At 44.9% G+C, this 19483-nt stretch carries 15 protein-coding genes; all 15 read right to left on the reverse strand.

All coding sequences use genetic code 11. The features are described 5' to 3' along the window. Nucleotides 1–30: 30 nt before the first annotated feature. The 15 genes from MHI52_RS18775 to MHI52_RS18845 all read right to left on the reverse strand — a co-directional run bounded on the left by MHI52_RS18775 (nt 31) and on the right by MHI52_RS18845 (nt 19308). Nucleotides 31–1542, reverse strand: coding sequence for a DHA2 family efflux MFS transporter permease subunit (locus MHI52_RS18775; RefSeq protein WP_282320950.1), 1512 nt, complete (start codon nt 1540–1542; stop codon nt 31–33). After that, entirely contained in the window at nt 1539–1985 is a 447-nt protein-coding gene (locus MHI52_RS18780) for a MarR family winged helix-turn-helix transcriptional regulator (RefSeq protein ID WP_036613308.1), read from the reverse strand. Before MHI52_RS18780 ends, MHI52_RS18775 begins: the two co-directional genes overlap by 4 nt. 274 nt (nt 1986–2259) lie before the next feature. Next, nucleotides 2260–2700 (reverse strand): MarR family winged helix-turn-helix transcriptional regulator, encoded by a 441-nt coding sequence (locus tag MHI52_RS18785; protein WP_036613306.1) that lies wholly within the window; start codon nt 2698–2700, stop codon nt 2260–2262. Nucleotides 2701–2928: 228 nt separating this feature from the next. Beyond that, nucleotides 2929–5391: a DNA gyrase subunit A gene (gyrA, locus tag MHI52_RS18790; protein WP_047843513.1), complete on the reverse strand. Its 2463-nt coding sequence runs from the start codon at nt 5389–5391 to the stop codon at nt 2929–2931. Nucleotides 5392–5403: 12 nt separating this feature from the next. After that, nucleotides 5404–7383 carry a DNA topoisomerase IV subunit B gene (gene parE / locus MHI52_RS18795; protein WP_036613300.1) on the reverse strand — a complete coding sequence of 660 codons (1980 nt, stop codon included), beginning with the start codon at nt 7381–7383 and terminating at the stop codon, nt 5404–5406. 76 nt (nt 7384–7459) lie between these two features. After that, the gene (locus MHI52_RS18800) at nt 7460–8449 is read right to left on the reverse strand and encodes an ABC transporter permease (RefSeq protein ID WP_036613298.1); all 990 of its coding nucleotides are present in this window, start codon (nt 8447–8449) and stop codon (nt 7460–7462) included. Further along, the gene (locus MHI52_RS18805; RefSeq protein WP_340029089.1) at nt 8442–9407 is read right to left on the reverse strand and encodes an ABC transporter ATP-binding protein; all 966 of its coding nucleotides are present in this window, start codon (nt 9405–9407) and stop codon (nt 8442–8444) included. The genes MHI52_RS18800 and MHI52_RS18805 overlap by 8 nt, the downstream gene beginning before the upstream one ends. Beyond that, nucleotides 9408–10280: a GDSL-type esterase/lipase family protein gene (locus tag MHI52_RS18810; RefSeq protein ID WP_305955651.1), complete on the reverse strand. Its 873-nt coding sequence runs from the start codon at nt 10278–10280 to the stop codon at nt 9408–9410. 292 nt (nt 10281–10572) lie between these two features. Further along, nucleotides 10573–11388: a CAP domain-containing protein gene (locus MHI52_RS18815; RefSeq protein WP_051449892.1), complete on the reverse strand. Its 816-nt coding sequence runs from the start codon at nt 11386–11388 to the stop codon at nt 10573–10575. A 226-nt stretch (nt 11389–11614) separates the two neighbouring features. Then, entirely contained in the window at nt 11615–12907 is a 1293-nt protein-coding gene (gene ltrA, locus MHI52_RS18820; RefSeq protein WP_405157453.1) for a group II intron reverse transcriptase/maturase, read from the reverse strand. A 666-nt stretch (nt 12908–13573) separates the two neighbouring features. Next, the gene (locus MHI52_RS18825) at nt 13574–14032 is read right to left on the reverse strand and encodes a GNAT family N-acetyltransferase (RefSeq protein ID WP_017687788.1); all 459 of its coding nucleotides are present in this window, start codon (nt 14030–14032) and stop codon (nt 13574–13576) included. Next, entirely contained in the window at nt 14022–15209 is a 1188-nt protein-coding gene (gene purT, locus MHI52_RS18830) for a formate-dependent phosphoribosylglycinamide formyltransferase (protein WP_047843517.1), read from the reverse strand. Before purT ends, MHI52_RS18825 begins: the two co-directional genes overlap by 11 nt. A 252-nt stretch (nt 15210–15461) precedes the next feature. After that, nucleotides 15462–16484: an NAD(P)/FAD-dependent oxidoreductase gene (locus MHI52_RS18835; protein ID WP_405157454.1), complete on the reverse strand. Its 1023-nt coding sequence runs from the start codon at nt 16482–16484 to the stop codon at nt 15462–15464. 62 nt (nt 16485–16546) lie between these two features. Beyond that, nucleotides 16547–17536 carry an ABC transporter substrate-binding protein gene (locus tag MHI52_RS18840; protein ID WP_339283193.1) on the reverse strand — a complete coding sequence of 330 codons (990 nt, stop codon included), beginning with the start codon at nt 17534–17536 and terminating at the stop codon, nt 16547–16549. A 131-nt stretch (nt 17537–17667) separates the two neighbouring features. Then, complete coding sequence (locus tag MHI52_RS18845; RefSeq protein ID WP_405157455.1) at nt 17668–19308, reverse strand: AraC family transcriptional regulator; 1641 nt, start codon at nt 19306–19308, stop codon at nt 17668–17670. Nucleotides 19309–19483 lie beyond the last annotated feature (175 nt).

Genomic DNA, 19483 nt, shown 5'->3' on the forward strand with positions numbered 1-19483 from the left:
AGTTCTCTTTTTGGTTTTATCTGATATTCGTTATGCTGTAGCCGTCGCTTTTTCCTGTTCTACAGTAACAGGCTCAACAGCTGGTTTTGTTTTCCGAATAAAGAACGCCATGATCAAAGCAACCACGGTCATTCCAGTAGCCACGATGAATGCATAGTTAACACCGTAAATTGTTGCATCTGCTGTAGCTGCTAACATCGCTGTCTTATTATTAGGGTCAACTTGGCCAGCAGCCACTGCATCCGCCAGATGTGTTTTGAGCTTACTACTCATGATAGTAACCAGAATGGCTGTACCGATCGCACCGGCAACTGTACGCAATGTATTGGACATTGCTGTACCATGCGCGTTCAGACGTTGAGGCAGTTGATTCAGACCTGCTGTCTGGATTGGCATCATCAGCATCGACATACCGAACATACGAGCCGTGTAGATAAACATCATGTAGCCGTAGGTCGTATCGATTGCCAGGCGACTCAGTCCAAAAGTTGTAATTGCCGTAATGGCAAGACCTGCAACCGAAAGCCAGCGTGCGCCCACTTTATCAAATATGCGACCTGTAATTGGGGACATAATCCCCATCAATATCGCACCGGGCATCATCAGAAGTCCTGATTCAATTGGTGAGAATCCACGAATGTTTTGCAGGAAAATAGGGAGCAGGATCATACCTGCAAACATCGCCATTGTCACGAGCATGTTGATAATCGTTGTTAATGTATACATGTTGTACTTGAAAATACGGAACTCAAGGAGCGGATGATCTGTTGTCAGTTGACGAATAACGAACAGAATCAGGGATATCGCACCTACGACGAGACATCCAATGACAATTGTACTGCCCCATCCATCGGTACCCGCATCACTGAATCCGTAGAGCAAACTACCAAAACCAAGTGTAGATAAAATAACGCCTGGATAATCCAGTTTAGGTCTGGACTGACGTGTTACGTTTTTGACAAAAGCAATACCAATTGCCGTTGCAATAATAGAGAATGGCAAGATGATGTAGAACAACAATCTCCAGGAATAATGCTCAACCACATAACCTGAAAGTGTAGGCCCAATCGCAGGAGCCAGAATCATCGCAATCCCCATGGTTCCCATGGCCTGACCGCGTTTCTCAATTGGGAAGATGGTCAGGAATACAACGGTCATCAGAGGCATCAGGATACCTGCACCTGCCGCTTGAATAACACGACCTACCATCAGAATGGTGAAGGTTGGACTAAGACCACAGACTAATGTACCTATGGTAAATAGAGTCATGGCTGTAATGAAAATTTGACGCGTTGAAAATTTGGCAATCAGATATGCCGTAATTGGAATCAGCACACCGTTCACAAGCATATAACCCGTAGTTAACCATTGGGCTTTGTTTGGCCCGATGCCGAGGTCATCCATGATTTTAGGAAGCGCAACGTTCATCAGGGTTTGGTTCAGGAATGCCACAAAGGCACCAATTAACAATGCCGCTACAATAGGGCCTTTCTTGATGTTGTCCATCGCTGAGGATGGAGCTGCAGCAGTAGTCGTACTCATATGTTGTTCATCTCTCTTCCTTCTAACTTTTCAATCATTTGACTATGAATTCTAAGTAGGTGCTCAAGGTCTTCCTTCGATATATCCAGAATGGGTGACACTCTTTCCATCCACAAATGGTGCGTTTCCTGTTGGGCCTGTTCCCCTTTATCCGTAATCTGAAGCTTAACGGATCGGCGGTCAGCATCCGAACGTGTCCGAACGATATACTCGCCTTTGACGAGCCGCTCCACAACAGCGCTCATGGAACTGCTGCCCATATGGCATAGCTCAGCCACTTCGTTGATGCCAATGGAAGGACGCTCCCTCAGGATGGATAACACCATAAACTGGATCGAAGTCAGCTCGATCTCCTTGTTTTCATTCCAAAATGCTCGAAAAAGCATTTGATTCACTTGGCGGAACGAATTAATAATATAGAATACTTCATACGTATCAGTCATTGTTTCACCCTTTTACTTTTGGAATATAATATTTCGTACACGAAATATCAGGGGAACAATTATTTATTATAACAAAAATATCTACATAGTCAACTCTTTACATATGAATTCACAAAAATAATATTAGGACATACTAACTGTGTTACATCCATGCCTTTACCCAACTAACCTGGACACAGTGTGTAGCATATGTAATTTGTAAAAAAATAACCATAGGGCTCCTGCATGAAACGAGCAGGCACTCCTATGGTTATTCAGAAGAATCAGCATTGTATCATACCGAAGTAGATAAGGCAGGCTCTTTGGTCTTGGGTGTTGTCATTTTGCCTAACAGATATACCAGCAATTGTTGATTGTGCATCGAAATGTTACTGAGAACAGAGTTCATGAATTCATTCCGGATGGTGATTCCCCGCTCTGTCTCCATTCTTCCTTTCTCTGACAGAGATACCCACACAATACGTCGATCCTGATTATCCCGATTCCTGCGAATCAGATCATTCTTCTCCATTCGATCGAGCAGCATGGTTACAGCAGCTGGCGTAGTCGACAGATAAGGAATCAGATCCGAAGGTTTCATCTTCTGATGGTCTTCAAGTACCTCCAGAACAGCCAGTTGAGCCTCCGTTAATGAGGGTGCCAGCTCTTGATCCATATGCAATTTATAATCTTTGGTCAACCTGGACCAGCACTTGGCAAAATCGGAATTATACATCTTCCATCGCTCCTCTCTGCAACCGGTTATCACTTCACTTGCTTAAGTTTTCGCGCTCCAAAGCCGCATTCCTGCTGCCTTTTTTCAATTTCCTAGCGATCGACCGTAATCGACGAAGGTTGTTAAACTTCGCATGACTGCCCTCTTCTAATCCGCCTTCGAACAACAAAAAAAGACTCCTCGCATGACAGGATTAGCTGTTCTGCGAAAAGTCTCGTTTGTTTGTTTTTATGAAGATGATGCTGGTTGATTCTCATTGAAGTCCCTTAGAAGTTCAACGATCTCGTCCTGTTTGTCCACATGAACGATCAGCTTGCCAATATGTTTGCGCTCTGTAATCGGAACACCTTCCGAAGAGATCGGGAACACTTGGCCTTCTTTGGTCATTACAGTGATCTTACGTTGCTCTTTGCAATAAAACGCTCCAACAATACGGCTACCATTCGGTTTCACACGTTTGCCTTCTTTGAACTCGAATGTGGCAAGTCCCTTGCCTCCACGGCTCTGTATAGCGTAATCCAGAAGTAATGATCGTTTACCATATCCCAGATCGGACAACACGGCAACTTCACCTTCATCTCCTTCTACCCATAGAGCCGATACAACTTCATCTGTATCTCTTAACTGAATACCACGAACACCACCGGATACACGTCCCATTGGATTAACCTCATCCTCTCGGAAACGAATCGCCATGGCTTCTTTTGTAATCAACATAATATCTTGACCACCTGTACTTAGATGTACAGATAACACTTCATCGTCCTTGCCCACTTTACAAGCCGCAACTGCACCGGAACGTTTGGTAACGTAATCCTTCAGCTCCGTTCGTTTCACCTGTCCTCTTCGCGTAACGAAGACCAGACTGTGGTTTGGCTCTTCAAAGGATTTCACAGCAAGCACACTTGCAATACGGTCATCTTTCGCAAGGGGAATGACATTCACAATGGCTGTGCCTGGATCTTTCCACTTGAATTCAGGTACCTGGTGAACAGGTAACAGGAAGTACTGACCTTTCCTCGTAAAGACAAGCAAGTTCTCAAGCGTATTTACTTCCAGAACCTGAGCGATATAATCGCCGTCTTTCACACCACTTCCGCTCCGTTCACCACCAGAACGTGTAAAGGACTGCATGCCTGTACGTTTCACATATCCCTCTTTGGATAACGTAACAAATACATCTTCCGCATTCACAAGTACTTCGAGATTAACCTTAAGTTCTTCCACTTCACCCTGGATCGCAGAACGACGGTCTATCCCGTATTTCTCACGAATCTCCATCAATTCCTTGCGAATGACTCCGATGAGCTTGCGGTCACTATCGAGAATGGATTGTAATTGTGCAATCTTTTTCATCAGTTCACCGAGTTCCTTCTCCAGAGAATTGATCTCCAGATTTGTCAAACGGTACAATTGCAACGTAAGGATGGAATCTGCTTGGCGTTCCGTGAATCCAAACATCCACATCAGGTTATTTTGAGCATCCTGACGGTTCTTCGACGCTTTGATGGCCGCAATGACCTCATCAAGGATGTTAAGTGCTTTTACCAAGCCCTCGAGCACATGCGCACGGTCTTGCGCCTTCTCCAGCTCAAACCGGGTACGGAAGGTTACAACCTCCCGCTGATGGGCAATGTAAGCCTCGAGGATCGATTTCAATCCTAATTGATGAGGTGCTTTATTCACAATCGCAACCATATTGAAATTATAGGTGACCTGCAGGTCGGTTTTCTTCAGCAAATAAGCCAAAATACCTTGTGCGTCCGCTTCTTTTTTCAACTCAACCACGATTCGCAGACCTTCACGTCCGCTCTCATCACGCACTTCGGCAATACCTTCAACCTTCTTCTCCAGTCGGATGTTCTCCATCGCTGTAACCAGACGAGATTTCACGACCTGATAAGGAATTTCGGTAATGACGATCTGCTGTTTGCCACCGCGCATGTTTTCAATCTCGGTTTTGGACCGGATATAGATCCGTCCTTTACCTGTGCGATAGGCATCCAGAATGCCGTCACCGCCCATAATCAATCCGCCTGTTGGAAAGTCAGGACCCTTCATAAACATCATGATTTCGTCCAGCTCAATCGACGGTTTCTCCATCACAGCGATTGAAGCATCAATGACTTCACGCAAATTGTGTGGAGGAATCTCCGTTGCAAATCCGGAGGAAATACCGCTGACACCATTAACCAGCAAGTTCGGATAACGGGATGGCAATACAACCGGTTCTTTGGCCGTATTATCAAAATTATCCTTAAACAGAACCGTCCGTTTCTCGATATCGCGAAGCATCTCCATCGCGATGGGCGACAAACGGGCCTCCGTATACCGCATCGCCGCTGCCGGGTCATCATCCTGTGATCCCCAGTTACCATGACCATCCACGAGCATATGGCCCATTTTCCATGGCTGAGCCATCCGTACCATGCCCTCATAGATGGATGAGTCACCATGTGGATGATAATTACCCATTACGTCCCCAACGGTTTTGGCAGACTTGCGGTAAGTCTTGTCAGGCGTATTGCCTGAATCGTACATGGCGTATAGAATACGCCGTTGTACTGGCTTCAACCCATCCCGGACATCCGGAATGGCTCGATCCTGAATAATATATTTGGAGTAGCGACCGAAACGGTCCCCAACGACCTCTTCGAGAAAGGCCGGCATAAATTGTTCTGATGGACTCATTCCAAGCACCTTCTATTCTTCGTACTCTGTAAAGTCGACGTTCTCTACAATCCAGCGTTTCCGCGGATCAACCTTATCACCCATGAGCGTAGATACACGACGTTCTGCTTTTGCTGCATCAACAATCTGTACCTTCAGCATCGCACGAGTTTCCGGATTCATTGTTGTTTCCCACAGTTGATCCGGATTCATCTCACCAAGACCTTTATAACGTTGAAGCTCAACATTATTACCGAATTCCTTCATATAATTCGCCAGTTCTTCATCCGTCCATGCATATCGAACACTCGCAAGCTTACCAGACTTACGAGTAAGTTTGTACAATGGCGGCTGAGCAATATATACTTTGCCTGCATCAATTAAAGGCTTCATATAACGATAAAAGAAGGTCAACAGCAACACCTGAATATGTGCGCCGTCCGTATCCGCATCGGTCATAATGATAATTTTGGAATAATTGCTGTCTTCAACTGCAAATTCGGTTCCTATGCCCGCCCCGATCGCCGCTGTAATGGCGCGGTATTCTTCATTTTTGAGAATGTCGGCCAGCTTTGATTTTTCCGGATTGAGCGGTTTTCCCTTGAGCGGCAGAATAGCCTGAATCTTCGAGTCACGTCCCTGTTTGGCAGAACCACCTGCGGAATCCCCTTCGACAATAAATAACTCATTTCGGGTAAAATCCTTTGATTGCGCCGGCGTTAGTTTGCCGTTCAGGTTGGAACTTTCGCTACGTTTCTTTCCTGTGCGCATATCATCACGTGCTTTGCGTGCTGCTTCTCTGGCTCTGGAGGCTTGGACCGCTTTGCGAATTAACGTTTGCGCTACCTGCGGGTTTTCTTCCAGGAACCGTTGAATATTCTCGGACACGACCGAATCCACTGCACTTCGAGCGGAAGCGCTGCCGAGCTGATCCTTGGTCTGACCTACGAACTCAACCTCTGACATCTTGACACTGATGACGGCCATCATACCTTCACGCAAATCATTGCCTTCGAGGTTTTTATCTTTTTCCTTAATCATGCTGGTACGCCGCGCGTAGTCATTCATTACACGAGTATACGCAGCCCTGAATCCGGTCTCATGTGTACCGCCACCCCGAGTAGAGATCGAGTTCACGAACGAAGCCAGCGTTTCGGTATAACCCGCGTTATACTGGATCGCCACTTCGACTTCAATGTCATCCTTCTCCGCATAGAAGTGAATAACATCATGCAGCACATCTTTATTTTCGTTAAGAAAAGCAACAAACTGGCTTGCTCCGCCTTCATACATGTATTCATCCTGATTGCCCGAACGTTCATCCTTGAGCACAATTCTCAGACCCGAATTCAGAAAAGCAATTTCCTGAAGACGTTCTGCCAATGTATCATAATTAAATTGAATACCGCTCTGGAACACCCGAATATCCGGTTTAAATGTAACTTTTGTACCTGTCCGATTGGTATTGCCCAACACTTCGAGACCGGAGACCGGTTCACCGACATGTTCAATCCCTTTTTTGTCCTTCCAATACTCGAATCGCTGACGATGAATCTTGCCATCACGGAAAATCTCGACTTCAAGCCACTCGGACAATGCGTTAGTAACTGACGCACCTACACCGTGCAAACCGCCTGATTTTTTGTATCCTGATCCACCGAACTTTCCGCCTGCGTGCAAAATCGTAAACACGACCTGGGGAGTAGGAATCCCTGTTTTATGTATACCTGTCGGAATTCCCCTTCCGTTATCCTGAACCGTAATAGAACCGTCCTTATGCAGCGTGATATCGATTTTGGAGCAGAATTTGGCGAGATGTTCGTCGACAGCGTTGTCGACAATTTCCCATACCAAATGATGTAAACCTGAAGTGCTGGTGCTGCCGATGTACATCCCCGGCCGTTTCCGTACCGCTACCAACCCTTCAAGTACTTGAATGTCGTCCGCGTCGTAGCCTGAAGACCCCTGTCCTCCGCCTGTCGAACCTGCCGACATATCGATTTGCTCGACCATTCATGCTCCCCCTTCTTAACTTGCAACTAAAAAAATGCCTAAAATGCAAACAGATGTTTTCTTATCCTTGTCCATTTTAATTCAAGATATCCCGTTTCGTAAAGACAAGGAATGACACAATGAGTGACGCAATGCCCCAAACACTAAGCACAATAAGGGAAAAACCTAAATTCATACCCTCAATTGGAGGTAACCCGCCAGACAAATAATTCGGAAGTTCGAGGTTAACCATGAACAAATACTTCGCGGTCTGCCAGGACGCTGCCATACTGGTCAAGATTGTTCCTGCAATCAAAGCGGCCATCATGATAACGATACTTGCAGCAGTACTGCGCACAAGCACAGATACCATAAATGCAAGCATAGCCACAATTACACTCACAAACCAGATCAGTCCTGCCTGCATGAGCATATACAGCCACTGGTCTACAGCATGCACTGCCGACATATCGACATCTGTTCCCACAACTTTGAATCCTGTGAAGATTGGCATGTTGAAGCCTTTATAACCAAAGACCGCACCCGATATGACATAACATATAATGTAGGCTGATACCACTATGATCGAAACAAACATAATCAGCGTAATTAATTTACTCAAAAGCACTTTCCAGCGTCTAACCGGACGCGTTAAAAGCATTTTAATCGTACCTGTCGTACGTTCACCAGAAACAAGATCTGAAGCAATAGCCATGATTAACAGTGGAATAAACAATCCAACCGCGTTGTTCATGAACTCCCGCGTAAAGGTGACACCGCCCGGTTCTTTGGGATTGATGTCATTCTCAAGATAATACTGCATCTGCTGGATATATACGGTTCTATATTTTTTGTACTCTTCAGGTACCCGATCGCTACCGAGCGAATTTTGATTGTCTGTGATGGCCTGTTGCAGTTCAAGACGCCAATCGCCGCCAAACTTGTCGCGATTATTCTCCGCAGATTTCATCTGGGCATACGTAAACATCGGTACGAGGACCGCAAGTACAATAAATATAATATAAAGCCGTTTTTTCTTCACCATCTTAATCGTTTCATTGCGGATCAGCGGCATGATATTACTCAATGGATTCACCTTCTGTCATTTTTAAGAATAGTTGCTCAAGCGTAGGCTGAATCCGCTGTACCCCTTCAACCTGTATACCAGCTTGAACCATCTGTTGCACCATATCAGGAATTCGATCTTCGTGCATCTCGGCAACCACAGCGTTGGGACCAAGGCCCGCAACAATGGTATCATCCATCACATCCGCAGGTCGACCTACCAGAGCAATGCCTGCATCCTGCAACATTTTTTTGCCTTGCTCCAGTGGTGAAACATGCCATATAGCCAACTTCGAATGATCTTCAATCAGTTCGCTTACACCTCCAACAGCAAGCACACGCCCAGCACTGATAATGGCTACTCTGTCACAGAGAAGCTGGATCTCACTTAACAAGTGACTGCTGACAAATACAGCCATACCTTCGCTGGCAAGTTGCTTAATAAAGACACGAAGTTCCTTAATGCCTTTTGGATCAAGACCATTTGTCGGTTCATCCAGAATAAGCAGACGCGGTCGCCCAAGCAGCGCTTGTGCAATACCGAGCCGTTGACGCATACCCAATGAGTACGTTCTGACTTTATCGTGAATCCGCTGATCCAGACGCACAATATCTACAACTTCCTGAATTCGTTCATTGTCCACACCTGGTTGCATGCGAGCGAAATGCTCCAGGTTCTCCCACCCTGTCAGATATGTATATACCTCCGGATTTTCAACAATGGAGCCTACATACTTCAAAGCACGCTCAGGGTCCCGATTCACATCATAACCACAAACTTTAATTTTTCCTTTTGTTGGTTTGATCAGATCGACCAGCATCCGTATCGTAGTTGTTTTGCCGGCACCGTTGGGACCGAGAAATCCGAAGATTTCACCAGGTTTTACGTCAAATGTAACGTCCTTAATGATCCATTTGCGTCCGATCCGCTTTTTCAGATTCTGTACGGATAGGACGGAATCATACAGTTGCTCTGCCATTTAATTTCCGCTCCCTTCTGCCGGTGTATCTGCCTGGAATTCCTGTGCAATCCGAACTGCAATTTGCTCATAACCTTGTCCGTTGGGATGGAAATGATCTGACGAGAGATACTCCCCCAGATGATTTTCAAACAAATCGAATGTAGGGACCAGTGTCATCTTGTCCTCATTGTTCAAAATAGCCAGTGCAGCATCGTTCCATGCAGCTACCACTGCATTACCTGGCTTCTCCAGTTCCTTCACATCGCCAAATGGATTGTACAACCCTATGTACGCAATCTGCGCATCGGGATTAATTTCTTTTACTTTCTTCAATATCTCTTGAAGGCGCTTCGACGTTTCCGGCAAAGCCGCTGCCAGCTGCTCTGCTGTTGGCGGATCTTCCCCCTGTAGAACTTGTCCTCCCTGGAACAAATCATTTGCGCCGATCGAGAGCAAGATAAAATTGGATTGTTGTAAGACGTAACGTACGCCTTGCTCATCGAGTTTTTCCAATAAAGCATCTGTTCTCAAACCGTTTACACCCAGATTATTAAGAACCTGAACGTCATATCCTTTATCTTTAAGCAGATTCCCTGCACGTCTCACAAAACCGAGTCCTTCATCATCGCCCGTGCCTCTTGCCAGAGAATCACCGATGACGGCCATCCGAATCTTGCCATCTTCCACGACAGCCGGTTCCCCCTCGATATCCTTAGATGGAGCAGTTGCCTCCTGGCCTGTAGTTAATGCGGAATCTCCCTCGGGGAAAATCACGTCTTTTATGGCGTAACCAAATCCAAATAACAACAACAAAGTTGCCAAGATGGATACTGTACTGACAGTTCTCCAGATCCATGGTGCTGAATCCAGGCTTTTTTTCTTTTTCATCATCACATCTCCACTCATGTACACCAATCCGGGTGCTTTATAATTTATAATGACTTTACATTAAGGCGTGTCTGAAAATCCGCTTACTTCGGAGTTTTCAGACACGCCTTAATGATGCTATTCCTAAATAACATAAATGTTCTGTCGTTAATTTGCAAACTTTGGCGCTGCATTCGCAGAATTCATTTTTTATATGTCATTTTACGGAAAAAAGGTTATGCCATACACAGATTTGAACTGTGTACTGGCATAACCTTGTGGAAAAGAAAATCATACTTTCTTCATTATAAATCGATTACTTACCGATAAACTCTTGTGCCCAGTATCCGTTGTAGAAACCTACTCCGATATGCGTAAAGTTTTTGCTCAGAATATTGGCACGGTGACCTTCACTATTCATCCAAGCTGTAACAACTTCCTGTGGTGTTTTTTGTCCTTGGGCAATGTTCTCACCTGCATAGCTGTAAGTTACTCCGAATTGTTTCATCATATCAAACGGAGAACCATACGTAGGTGACTGGTGATCAAAATAGTTATTGTTACTCATATCTTTTACTTTAGCAACAGCTACTTTGTCCAGAAGTGCATCTGAAGTCAGAGCGTTCAGACCTGCTTTAGCACGCTCAGCGTTCACAAGTTTTACAACTTGAGTAGCAAAGTCGGATTGTGTGCTTTCGCTACCATTATTACTTGTATTGTTACCTGTGTTACCTGTGTTACCCGTGTTTGAAGGATCTTTAGCCGGTGTAGTTTCCGGTTTTTCTTCTTGAACTGGTTGTGTTGGTTTAGTCGGTTGCTCAGGCTTAGTTGTAGGCTCAGCAGGTTTTGTTGTTGGTTGAGTTGGTTTTGTTGTCGGCTCAGCAGGTTTCGTCGTTTGATCAGGCTGCGTAGCAGGTTTCTCTACAATTTGCCCCTCGGATACGGTGTATCCATTTTGTTTGAGCCATTTCTCAATATAAGCTTTCAAGCTGTCTGTACTTGTAATTTTGTACGTTGTGATAGTCTTATATGTTGAATCTGCAGCAGACGCGGAAGCAGGAAGCATTACCCCTACGGCCAGTACGGCTGTCAGACTACTCGTTACGACAGTTTTCATCCATTTCTTTTTCAAATTCATTCATCTCCTTAAGATTAGTTATTACAACTTTGTAATTAATACTCTAGCAGTATATCAATTCGACAGGAGATTGTGAACCTATAAAATATGGAAAAGTAACTTTTTTGTCATTTTTTACTAGAGTAAAAGGCTGGGCAAAACCCAGCCTCTCCTCATCAAACCGTACGTGAGGTTTTCCCTCATACGGCTTTCCGATGTTTGTCATTCATGGGCATGCAGATTACAATAGCGTTTTTAATTCATATTGACTGGCGATGTACTTAACCTCAGCTATTGAACCCATCCATTTTCTGCGTTGTCTCTTCTTCGCGTACCACCGTGTTAACCGTTGCAACATATACCAATCCAGCTTAGCTAGTCTCTTTTGGCTGTAACTCGTGTAGTAATAGTTTCTCCACCCTTGAATTTTCGGATTGAGCCATTTCACATGTTCCGCAAACGATCTAGATCGCATACTCGGTGGGGATAATCGCTCTTTAATGACTCCACGAATTCGTTCTTCCGCCTTTTTGGTTAGCCATTGCTGTGTGGTGTAATATACCTTCCCTTGCGACGTTTCTGCTTTCGTTTTTCGGTGGTGCATTCCTAAGAAGTCGAATCCCTCGTTTCCTGTCCATAGACCTACAATGCGAGTTTTGGTCGGGTGCAGGGTTAGCTCCAGACGTTCCATAATTTTGCCTATGTGTTCATACGCATGCTCGGCGTCCTTTTTGGTTTTACAGATGACTACAAAGTCGTCTGCATACCTTGTCAGTTCTCCCAGACCTCTTCCATGTTTCTCCCATAGTCGGTCAAAATAGTTCAGATAGATATTCGCCAGAAGCGGTGAGATCACACCACCTTGCGGCGTTCCTAAATCGGAGCGCCTTACGTTTCCTTCTTCCATCACTCCCGCCTGAAGCCACTTCCGTATTAATTTCAGTATCCGCCTGTCGTTGATGCGCATCTGCACCAATTTCATAAGCTTCTCTTGATTAATGTTATCGAAGTAACCTTGGATATCGACGTCGACTACCCAATTCCCTTTGCGGTTGCAGGCTTTCCGAATTCGTTCCAGCGCTCCTTTCGCACTTCGTTTTGGGCGAAATCCGAAGGATACGTCCTCAAAATCCACTTCAAATATGGGTTCAATTACCAGTTTCGTTGCCATCTGTATGACTCGGTCGCGCACGGTGGGTATGCCCAGCGGCCTTTGCTTCCCATCTTTCTTGGGGATATAGTGCCGCCGTACAAGCTGCGGATGGTAGTTGCCTTCTTTCAACGCTCGTTCGCAGTCCTTAAGGAAGTTCATTTCTCCTTGTTCCTCCACATCTGCCAGCGTCATGGCATCTACTCCTGCTGCTCCCTTGTTCGCTTTCACTCGTCTCCAGGCTTCGCACAAAACATCTCCCCGGTAGACTTTGTCGTACAAGGCATGGAATTTACGCTTGCTGTTCTCCTTGGCCACATGACCTAGCTTTTCTTGGAGTTGTTGAACTTTTTCCTTTGGTGTTGTTAGCCGATTGGCATTCACTCACTCGTACCTCCTCCAAAAGCATAAACAAAGCAGGGCTCCTTCCCTCCCCAAGGTTATGTTGTCCTTGGGTTCTTCGGTACTATGAGCCCCTCGGACTCCCTTCCCACAGACGTTTCACTTCGTCTTTTGGACTTATAGAGCATCTCTTTACGAATTCCTAAAAAAAAAATCCGTGTGGGGGAGGGTCTCCCCAGTTCACTGCATGATCTTTCAAGCCATGCCGCTCCCTTTACGCCGGAAGGTTCTTCACTGTTGTTCCAAGTTCTGCACAGCTTCCTTGGCCTTCATCTATATGACCGAGACTCGGCACCTTCTTTTCCCCCTTGCAGGGCCTTTTTGACGACGCGGCAGGATTCACTTCATGTTACGGCCTGGCTTGTTGCTCGCCCTGTTTCTGACAGGTACTTTTGTCGATGCGCTTTTGCACACAGATTTCGCCATATGCAAGCATCCTAGCTACCAAGGTGGCTTGGCCCCTCCTTGGGTTGGACTTTCACCAACAAGATCATGCGTGCCTCTGGGCACGCGCCATAAAAAAAAGACATTCGGACTAAAAATGCTAGTCGAATGTCGCTTCACCATCTATTTATCATTCACCACACAAGAATGTGCAGATCAGGATATCATGAGAATTTCCATGCAATAGAAGAAACTTTATTTGTACTATAGAAGAACTTTACTGAACCGATAACCTCTCTTCTGAAAACCAATGTGCTCATAAAAAGAGTACGTTGTTGAAGTCACTTCACGGTTTGCACCTGTGACAAACAGTTGTTTACCACCTTGCTGTCTGCCCCAATCTTCGGCACGAGCCATCAGACGACGGCCAATCCCACCACCACGATGTTCTTGACCTACAATCAGGGAAGTAATTTGTGCGGCAGGTTCTGGATAGGCATGACTTTGCACACATTGCAAGCCAATCACACCAATAATTTGTTCATCCACTTCGGCAACAAGCATGCATGCGTTTGGATTGGTTTCCAAACATTCAATACGTTCTTTCATGACATTGGTTGTTGTCGGATAGCTGACCTCTCGCATCAGTCCCGTTACCGCTTCAGCATCTCGTAGTTCACACTCTCGGATCATCAGTACAGGGGCCTCAACATTATTGGACATGATTTACCTCCACTTTCAGCATATTAGCGGCTTGCACCGCTGTTTTACGAGCTTCTTCCACATCTTGACCAGCACTTAAAGCTACAGCCATTCGACGTCCTACTTTGGTCTCAGGTTTGCCAAATACACGAATCTGAGTACGAGGAAGAGCCAGTGCTTCTTCAATCCCGCCTACAGTAAAGTCAGATGTTTCATCATTAGCCTTCAGCGTTGCTGAAGCTCCCGGTGTCAACAGATGTACACCTGTGACCGGAAAACCAAGAATTGCACGTACATGCAGCGCAAACTCGGAACTGTCTTGCGTCACCATTGTAACCATACCTGTGTCATGTGGACGAGGAGATACCTCGCTGAACACAACGCCATCCGATGTGAGGAACAATTCCACTCCAAACAGTCCATACCCGCCAAGTTCATCCGTGACGGATTTGGCAATATGACAAGCTTGCTGCCATTGCTCAGGAGTCATTGCATGAGGCTGCCAGGATTCGACATAATCCCCATCCTTCTGAATATGACCAATCGGAGGACAAAATACGGTGCCTGATACAGACCTAACGGTAAGTAATGTAATCTCACTGTCAAATTGCACAAAGCTCTCCACAATAACACGAACGGATTTGCCACGAGCCCCCGAAAGAGCAATGTTCCAGCAATCCTCTACGTCGCCCGGTGTTCGGCATACACTCTGCCCTTTGCCGGAAGAACTCATTAATGGTTTAATGACACAAGGTGTGCCAAGCTCACGTACGGCTTCCTGAAGTTGTTCCAGGTTGTCCGCAAAAAGGTAATCAGCTGTCGGAAGTTTCAATTGTTCGGCTGCAAGCCGACGGATGCCTTCGCGATCCATCGTTAGACGTGCAGCTCGGGCAGTAGGTACTACACAAAATCCCTCTTCCTCAAGCTCCAGTAAAGCTTCTGTTGCAATAGCTTCAATCTCAGGTACGATGTAATGAGGTTTTTCTTTACGGATCAATTGTTTCAAAGCTTCGGCATCCAGCATGTCGATGCAGTAAGACCGGTGCGCGACCTGCATTGCAGGTGCGTTCTCATAACGATCAACAGCGATCGTCTCTACTCCCAGTCGTTGGGCCTCAATAACGACCTCTTTTCCCAATTCTCCACTGCCTAGTAGCAGCATTTTTTTGGCTTGAGCCGTAAAAGGAGCACCCCACATGTTCTTTCCAATCCTCCCAAAGAGAAATCTTCTATATCTGTCTCTCTATTTTCGGGGTTTTGGTTAAAGATTGCAAGAGTGCTCCCTATTTTTCTTGTGAATTTTACAAGATTTTTTGTGTTTTTTCGATCAAATTTTACAATTATCGCTTACAGATTCGTCAACCTTTCCATTCTTCCCAGAAATAAGGATATGTTGAAACAGCAGATTTTAATACTCCAGTGAACATGAATAAGCAAACAAACCCCAAGTTTAGAACCTTGGGATTTGTTTGTTTTTTTCTCTGAAAATTTCATTATGGGAGGAGACGTACGCCATCATGGGAGCATCTGGAGTCAAGTATTTTTTCGCACTATTTACAGCTAAAATCGCATCGTTGAAGGCTCCGGCAATAAGCCTGACTTTGCTATCGTGAGTTGCACAATCCCCTGCAGCAAAAATACCCGGGAGGTTCGTATTCGCATGTTGGCTCATTAGAACCATTCCATCGTCCATTTCTAAGCCACAACTGGCAAGATCACTTAAATTGCTTTTATATCCATGACTAACTACGACTTCATCCACATCTAACAATACATTTTCCTGACTCTCCATATGCGTAATTACAACCTGATGGATACGTTCACCATGATTATGAAGCCGTGTGATGCTATATGGTGTTCTGACATCCGTTACATTGTTCATCTCGCTAACATTGCGTTCCATTGCACGAAACTCATTTTTTCGGTGGACGACCACTACGCTCCGTGCAAGTTGAGCAAGTTCAATTGCCCAATCTACTGCACTGTTGCCTCCTCCTGAAATGAGCACACGCTTCCCAGAAAAATGTTCTGGATTTTGCACGGTGTAATGAAGATTCTCATGCTCATATTCAATCGGCTCCTGAAGCTCCAATTTCTGAATTTCTGCGATACCGCGGCCTACTGCAACAATGATTGTACGCGTATAGTGTATGTCGCCTTCAGCAGTATACAGAGCCAAAATATCGTTGTCCAGTCGAGCGAACCGATCTACTATGCAATTCAATTCAACCGTTGGATTAAAGGTATTCGCCTGCTGAACCAGATACTCAATCAACTTTGAACACTTCATTGGTGGCAGGCCACCCACATCCCAAATAGTTTTTTCGGAATAGGTATGCAGAAAACCACCAAGTTGGTCTTTGCCGTCAATGATCTTAACTCTCATATCACGCATCCCGGCATAAAAGGCCGCATATAATCCTGCCGGTCCGCCTCCGACGATGGTCAAGTCATAGATATCTTCCTTATTCATTTTGGACACATCCTGTTATTTAGTAGTGAATTTAGAGATATGTGTAACATGAACCGTTTGCTTTATTTATTTTTCTCTTCAAAAACAGCTACAATGTCATCAATAACATACTGATCAGCCAGTGGAGACATCCCCAGATTGAGCCATTCTTTACCACCAACCATGTACACATGATCATTTTTGACTGCTTTCAGATTTTTCCATAGTGAAGTTGCCAACATCTCTTCAAATTTCTTCTTAATTTCAGGATTCTTATCGTCATCCAGTTGAACGATCAAGTGATCTGCATCGTATTCAGGCAACACTTCCATGGATACGGACATGGCAACTTGATCTTTCGGGAAATTCGGGAGCGGATTCATACCCAGACGCTTGTGCACGAAGTTTCCACGGTCAAGGTTCTCCCCGTGAAGGACGATTTCTTTTTCCATGACTCGAATATAGAGAACTGTTTCTTCTCCGATCATCTCGTTTAATTTGTCGGCTGCAACTTTTTCCTTCGCTACCAAATCTTCAATAACCTTTTCTGCCTGTTCTTCTTTGTCCAGAATTTTGGCAATATCACGTAATTCGTCCCGCCAATCATCACGTTGTGGAAGAAGTACAGTCGGTGCAATCAGAGAAAGCTGATCATAATCCTTTTCGGACCACCAGTCAGGAGCTATAATCAAATCAGGCATTGTCTCCATAACCGCTTCAAAATTCGGCGTTCGTGCGATGCCCATTTTCATGGTATTCGCGAATGGCTCTTCCAAATAAGAAGGATGATCCTCGTGATAGTTCTGCACAGCAACAGGTACGATGCCAAGTGCATACAAAAACTCCGGATATACAAGGGACAGACCCACTACTCTTTGTGGTTCAACCGGGATTTCAATTTCTCCCATCTTTGTAGTCACTTTTTTTACCTGACTTGTTTCTGTTGTGGATGTATTGGCAGAACCAGTCTTCTGTCCTTCGCTCGTGGCCTCATCTTTCCCCGCTGTACCGCAAGCCGCAATAATGAGCACCAACATCATGGTGCATAGTACCGTTAACCATCTGAATCTCATTCTTTATGTACCCCCTATATGGCATTTAGTTATGACAACGTCTAATTAATAATAATTATCATTATCATTTGATATAGGAGTAAGTATATTAAAATATGTTCAGGTATGATATTGACTATTCAGACTTTTTGCTATGGACGATCTTGCCATAACTTTAATATTTCATCCAACATAAGCTCATGAGTAAACGCAGTGTAGTCCAGCAGGACGCTCGACAAAAGGATATCCATTCTGCCATTCTGTACCGCTAACAACTCAAGCCATTCTTCAGACTTACGTACAGCAGACCATGTCTGCCTGGATGTCTCATCATCACCAACAATCAATAATATTCTTTCCACGTTGAGAACAGATAACTCCTTAATGGTTACTGTGCCCCGTTCCCAATAAGTCTCAACTCCTTCGGGACCCTCCATTTGCATATCAACGTAAAAAACGGAAGCAATGCTCCTTGGGCCTAACATCTGCAACGCTTCACCATAAACTTTGAGTACAACTAATCTGTCTTTTCGTATGAAATCCTCAAGCTGGTCCTTTATGGTCGTTGCCTTCTCTTCATATCTTTGAAGCCATACCTCTGCAATATCAGACCTGTCCAAAAAGCTTGCAACATATCTCAAATGCTCTCTCCAATCTCCTTTTTCCCACGGGAGGTCACACACAGGAGCAGTGGAATGAAGCTGTCTTTGCAAATCCTCAGACTCCGCCCCAACAGTAATAATATAATCAGGTTTAACTAATCGAAGCTGTTCCAGCCAGGTGGTCTCACTCTCTGCGAGTGGCATAACTTTGTCCGTTTCATATTTACGTCGGTAATAGTATGTCCACGGATGACTTGCCGGCGCGGCACAGGGAATGATCTGCAATGCAAGCAGTATACCAATGCTCACAGAATGAACTGCAGCAATTTTTTGTTTGCTATTACGTATAAACGCTGCTGGTGGAATGCCAGAGATTTGCTTGAATTTACGCCGGAAATACGTCTCATCCTGATAACCCACGTACAATGCCACATCCTTGAGTCGATAACTGTGATCATTTCTCATTAAGATCTGGGCTTGTTTAATTCGGTATAGCGTTAGATAGTCCACTGGACTATAACCATACCTTTTCTTGAATAAACGCATGAAATGTCGAGGGCTCATTCGTGCCACATTTGCTAATTCCTCAATGGTTAATCTCTTCGAATAATTCTGCTCCATGTAACCTTTGACATGTTCAATTGGTGAAGCCAGGTCCGTCTTTTCGGTAAGGGCCACGTCGTAAAACATGGTATACAACAGTTCCTGAAAACGAATCTGACCATAGTACCTTTGCAAACCATCCTTCTTCAACGTGTGGTGGTAAATCATCTGACAGATCACGCCAACAGCAACGGGTGAAGATGAGCTGACCTCGCCATTTACTTCATTACGTAAAAGTTGCTTCATCATTTCAAGGGCTGTTCCACCCTCCTGCTCCAGTGCGTACATGACATCAAAACTCATGTGATACACGCCTCTTTCATCCAACGAATGCACATTTGCCTCAACCAGTTGCCCCGGGAAGCCTACATACAGTCCGCCCGCCTTTAATTCAATGAAACTGCCATCTATCTTTAACCACCCTTGCCCACTGGCTACAAATAATAACATGTATGTTTCAATGAAGTGTTTCCTCAGAAGCCACTCCGTCGCTGGATCACTTGTATAATTCACGTGAAGGAGCCTAAAATTCATATGATCCAGGTGATCCAAATGCTCTGAATTTATTTCGTTGTTGTCCATCTGCATTGATCTCCCTCCAGCCATGAACGATTGTATTGATTTCATTCTTCAAAAATATAACATACCACACTAACGAATAAAAAAAACACTCCGGCTATCCTCTAACCTTTCTTCAATGAATAAGATGCGCTTATTATTGAAAGATCAGGCTATAGAACGCCAGAGTGTTATAAGTTCATAT

It is taken from the genome of Paenibacillus sp. FSL H8-0283, assembly GCF_045040675.1.
Taxonomy (GTDB): domain Bacteria; phylum Bacillota; class Bacilli; order Paenibacillales; family Paenibacillaceae; genus Paenibacillus; species Paenibacillus amylolyticus.

Bases quoted from the DNA above. Each gene is read 5' to 3' on its own strand.
- MHI52_RS18775 (WP_282320950.1), bottom strand. From the start codon at position 1,542: ATGAGTACGACTACTGCTGCAGCTCCATCCTCAGCGATGGACAACATC.
- MHI52_RS18780 (WP_036613308.1), bottom strand. From the start codon at position 1,985: ATGACTGATACGTATGAAGTATTCTATATTATTAATTCGTTCCGCCAA.
- MHI52_RS18785 (WP_036613306.1), bottom strand. From the start codon at position 2,700: ATGTATAATTCCGATTTTGCCAAGTGCTGGTCCAGGTTGACCAAAGAT.
- gyrA (WP_047843513.1), bottom strand. From the start codon at position 5,391: ATGAGTCCATCAGAACAATTTATGCCGGCCTTTCTCGAAGAGGTCGTT.
- parE (WP_036613300.1), bottom strand. From the start codon at position 7,383: ATGGTCGAGCAAATCGATATGTCGGCAGGTTCGACAGGCGGAGGACAG.
- MHI52_RS18805 (WP_340029089.1), bottom strand. From the start codon at position 9,407: ATGGCAGAGCAACTGTATGATTCCGTCCTATCCGTACAGAATCTGAAA.
- MHI52_RS18810 (WP_305955651.1), bottom strand. From the start codon at position 10,280: ATGATGAAAAAGAAAAAAAGCCTGGATTCAGCACCATGGATCTGGAGA.
- MHI52_RS18825 (WP_017687788.1), bottom strand. From the start codon at position 14,032: ATGTCCAATAATGTTGAGGCCCCTGTACTGATGATCCGAGAGTGTGAA.
- purT (WP_047843517.1), bottom strand. From the start codon at position 15,209: ATGTGGGGTGCTCCTTTTACGGCTCAAGCCAAAAAAATGCTGCTACTA.
- MHI52_RS18835 (WP_405157454.1), bottom strand. From the start codon at position 16,484: ATGAATAAGGAAGATATCTATGACTTGACCATCGTCGGAGGCGGACCG.
- MHI52_RS18840 (WP_339283193.1), bottom strand. From the start codon at position 17,536: ATGAGATTCAGATGGTTAACGGTACTATGCACCATGATGTTGGTGCTC.
- MHI52_RS18845 (WP_405157455.1), bottom strand. From the start codon at position 19,308: ATGCAGATGGACAACAACGAAATAAATTCAGAGCATTTGGATCACCTG.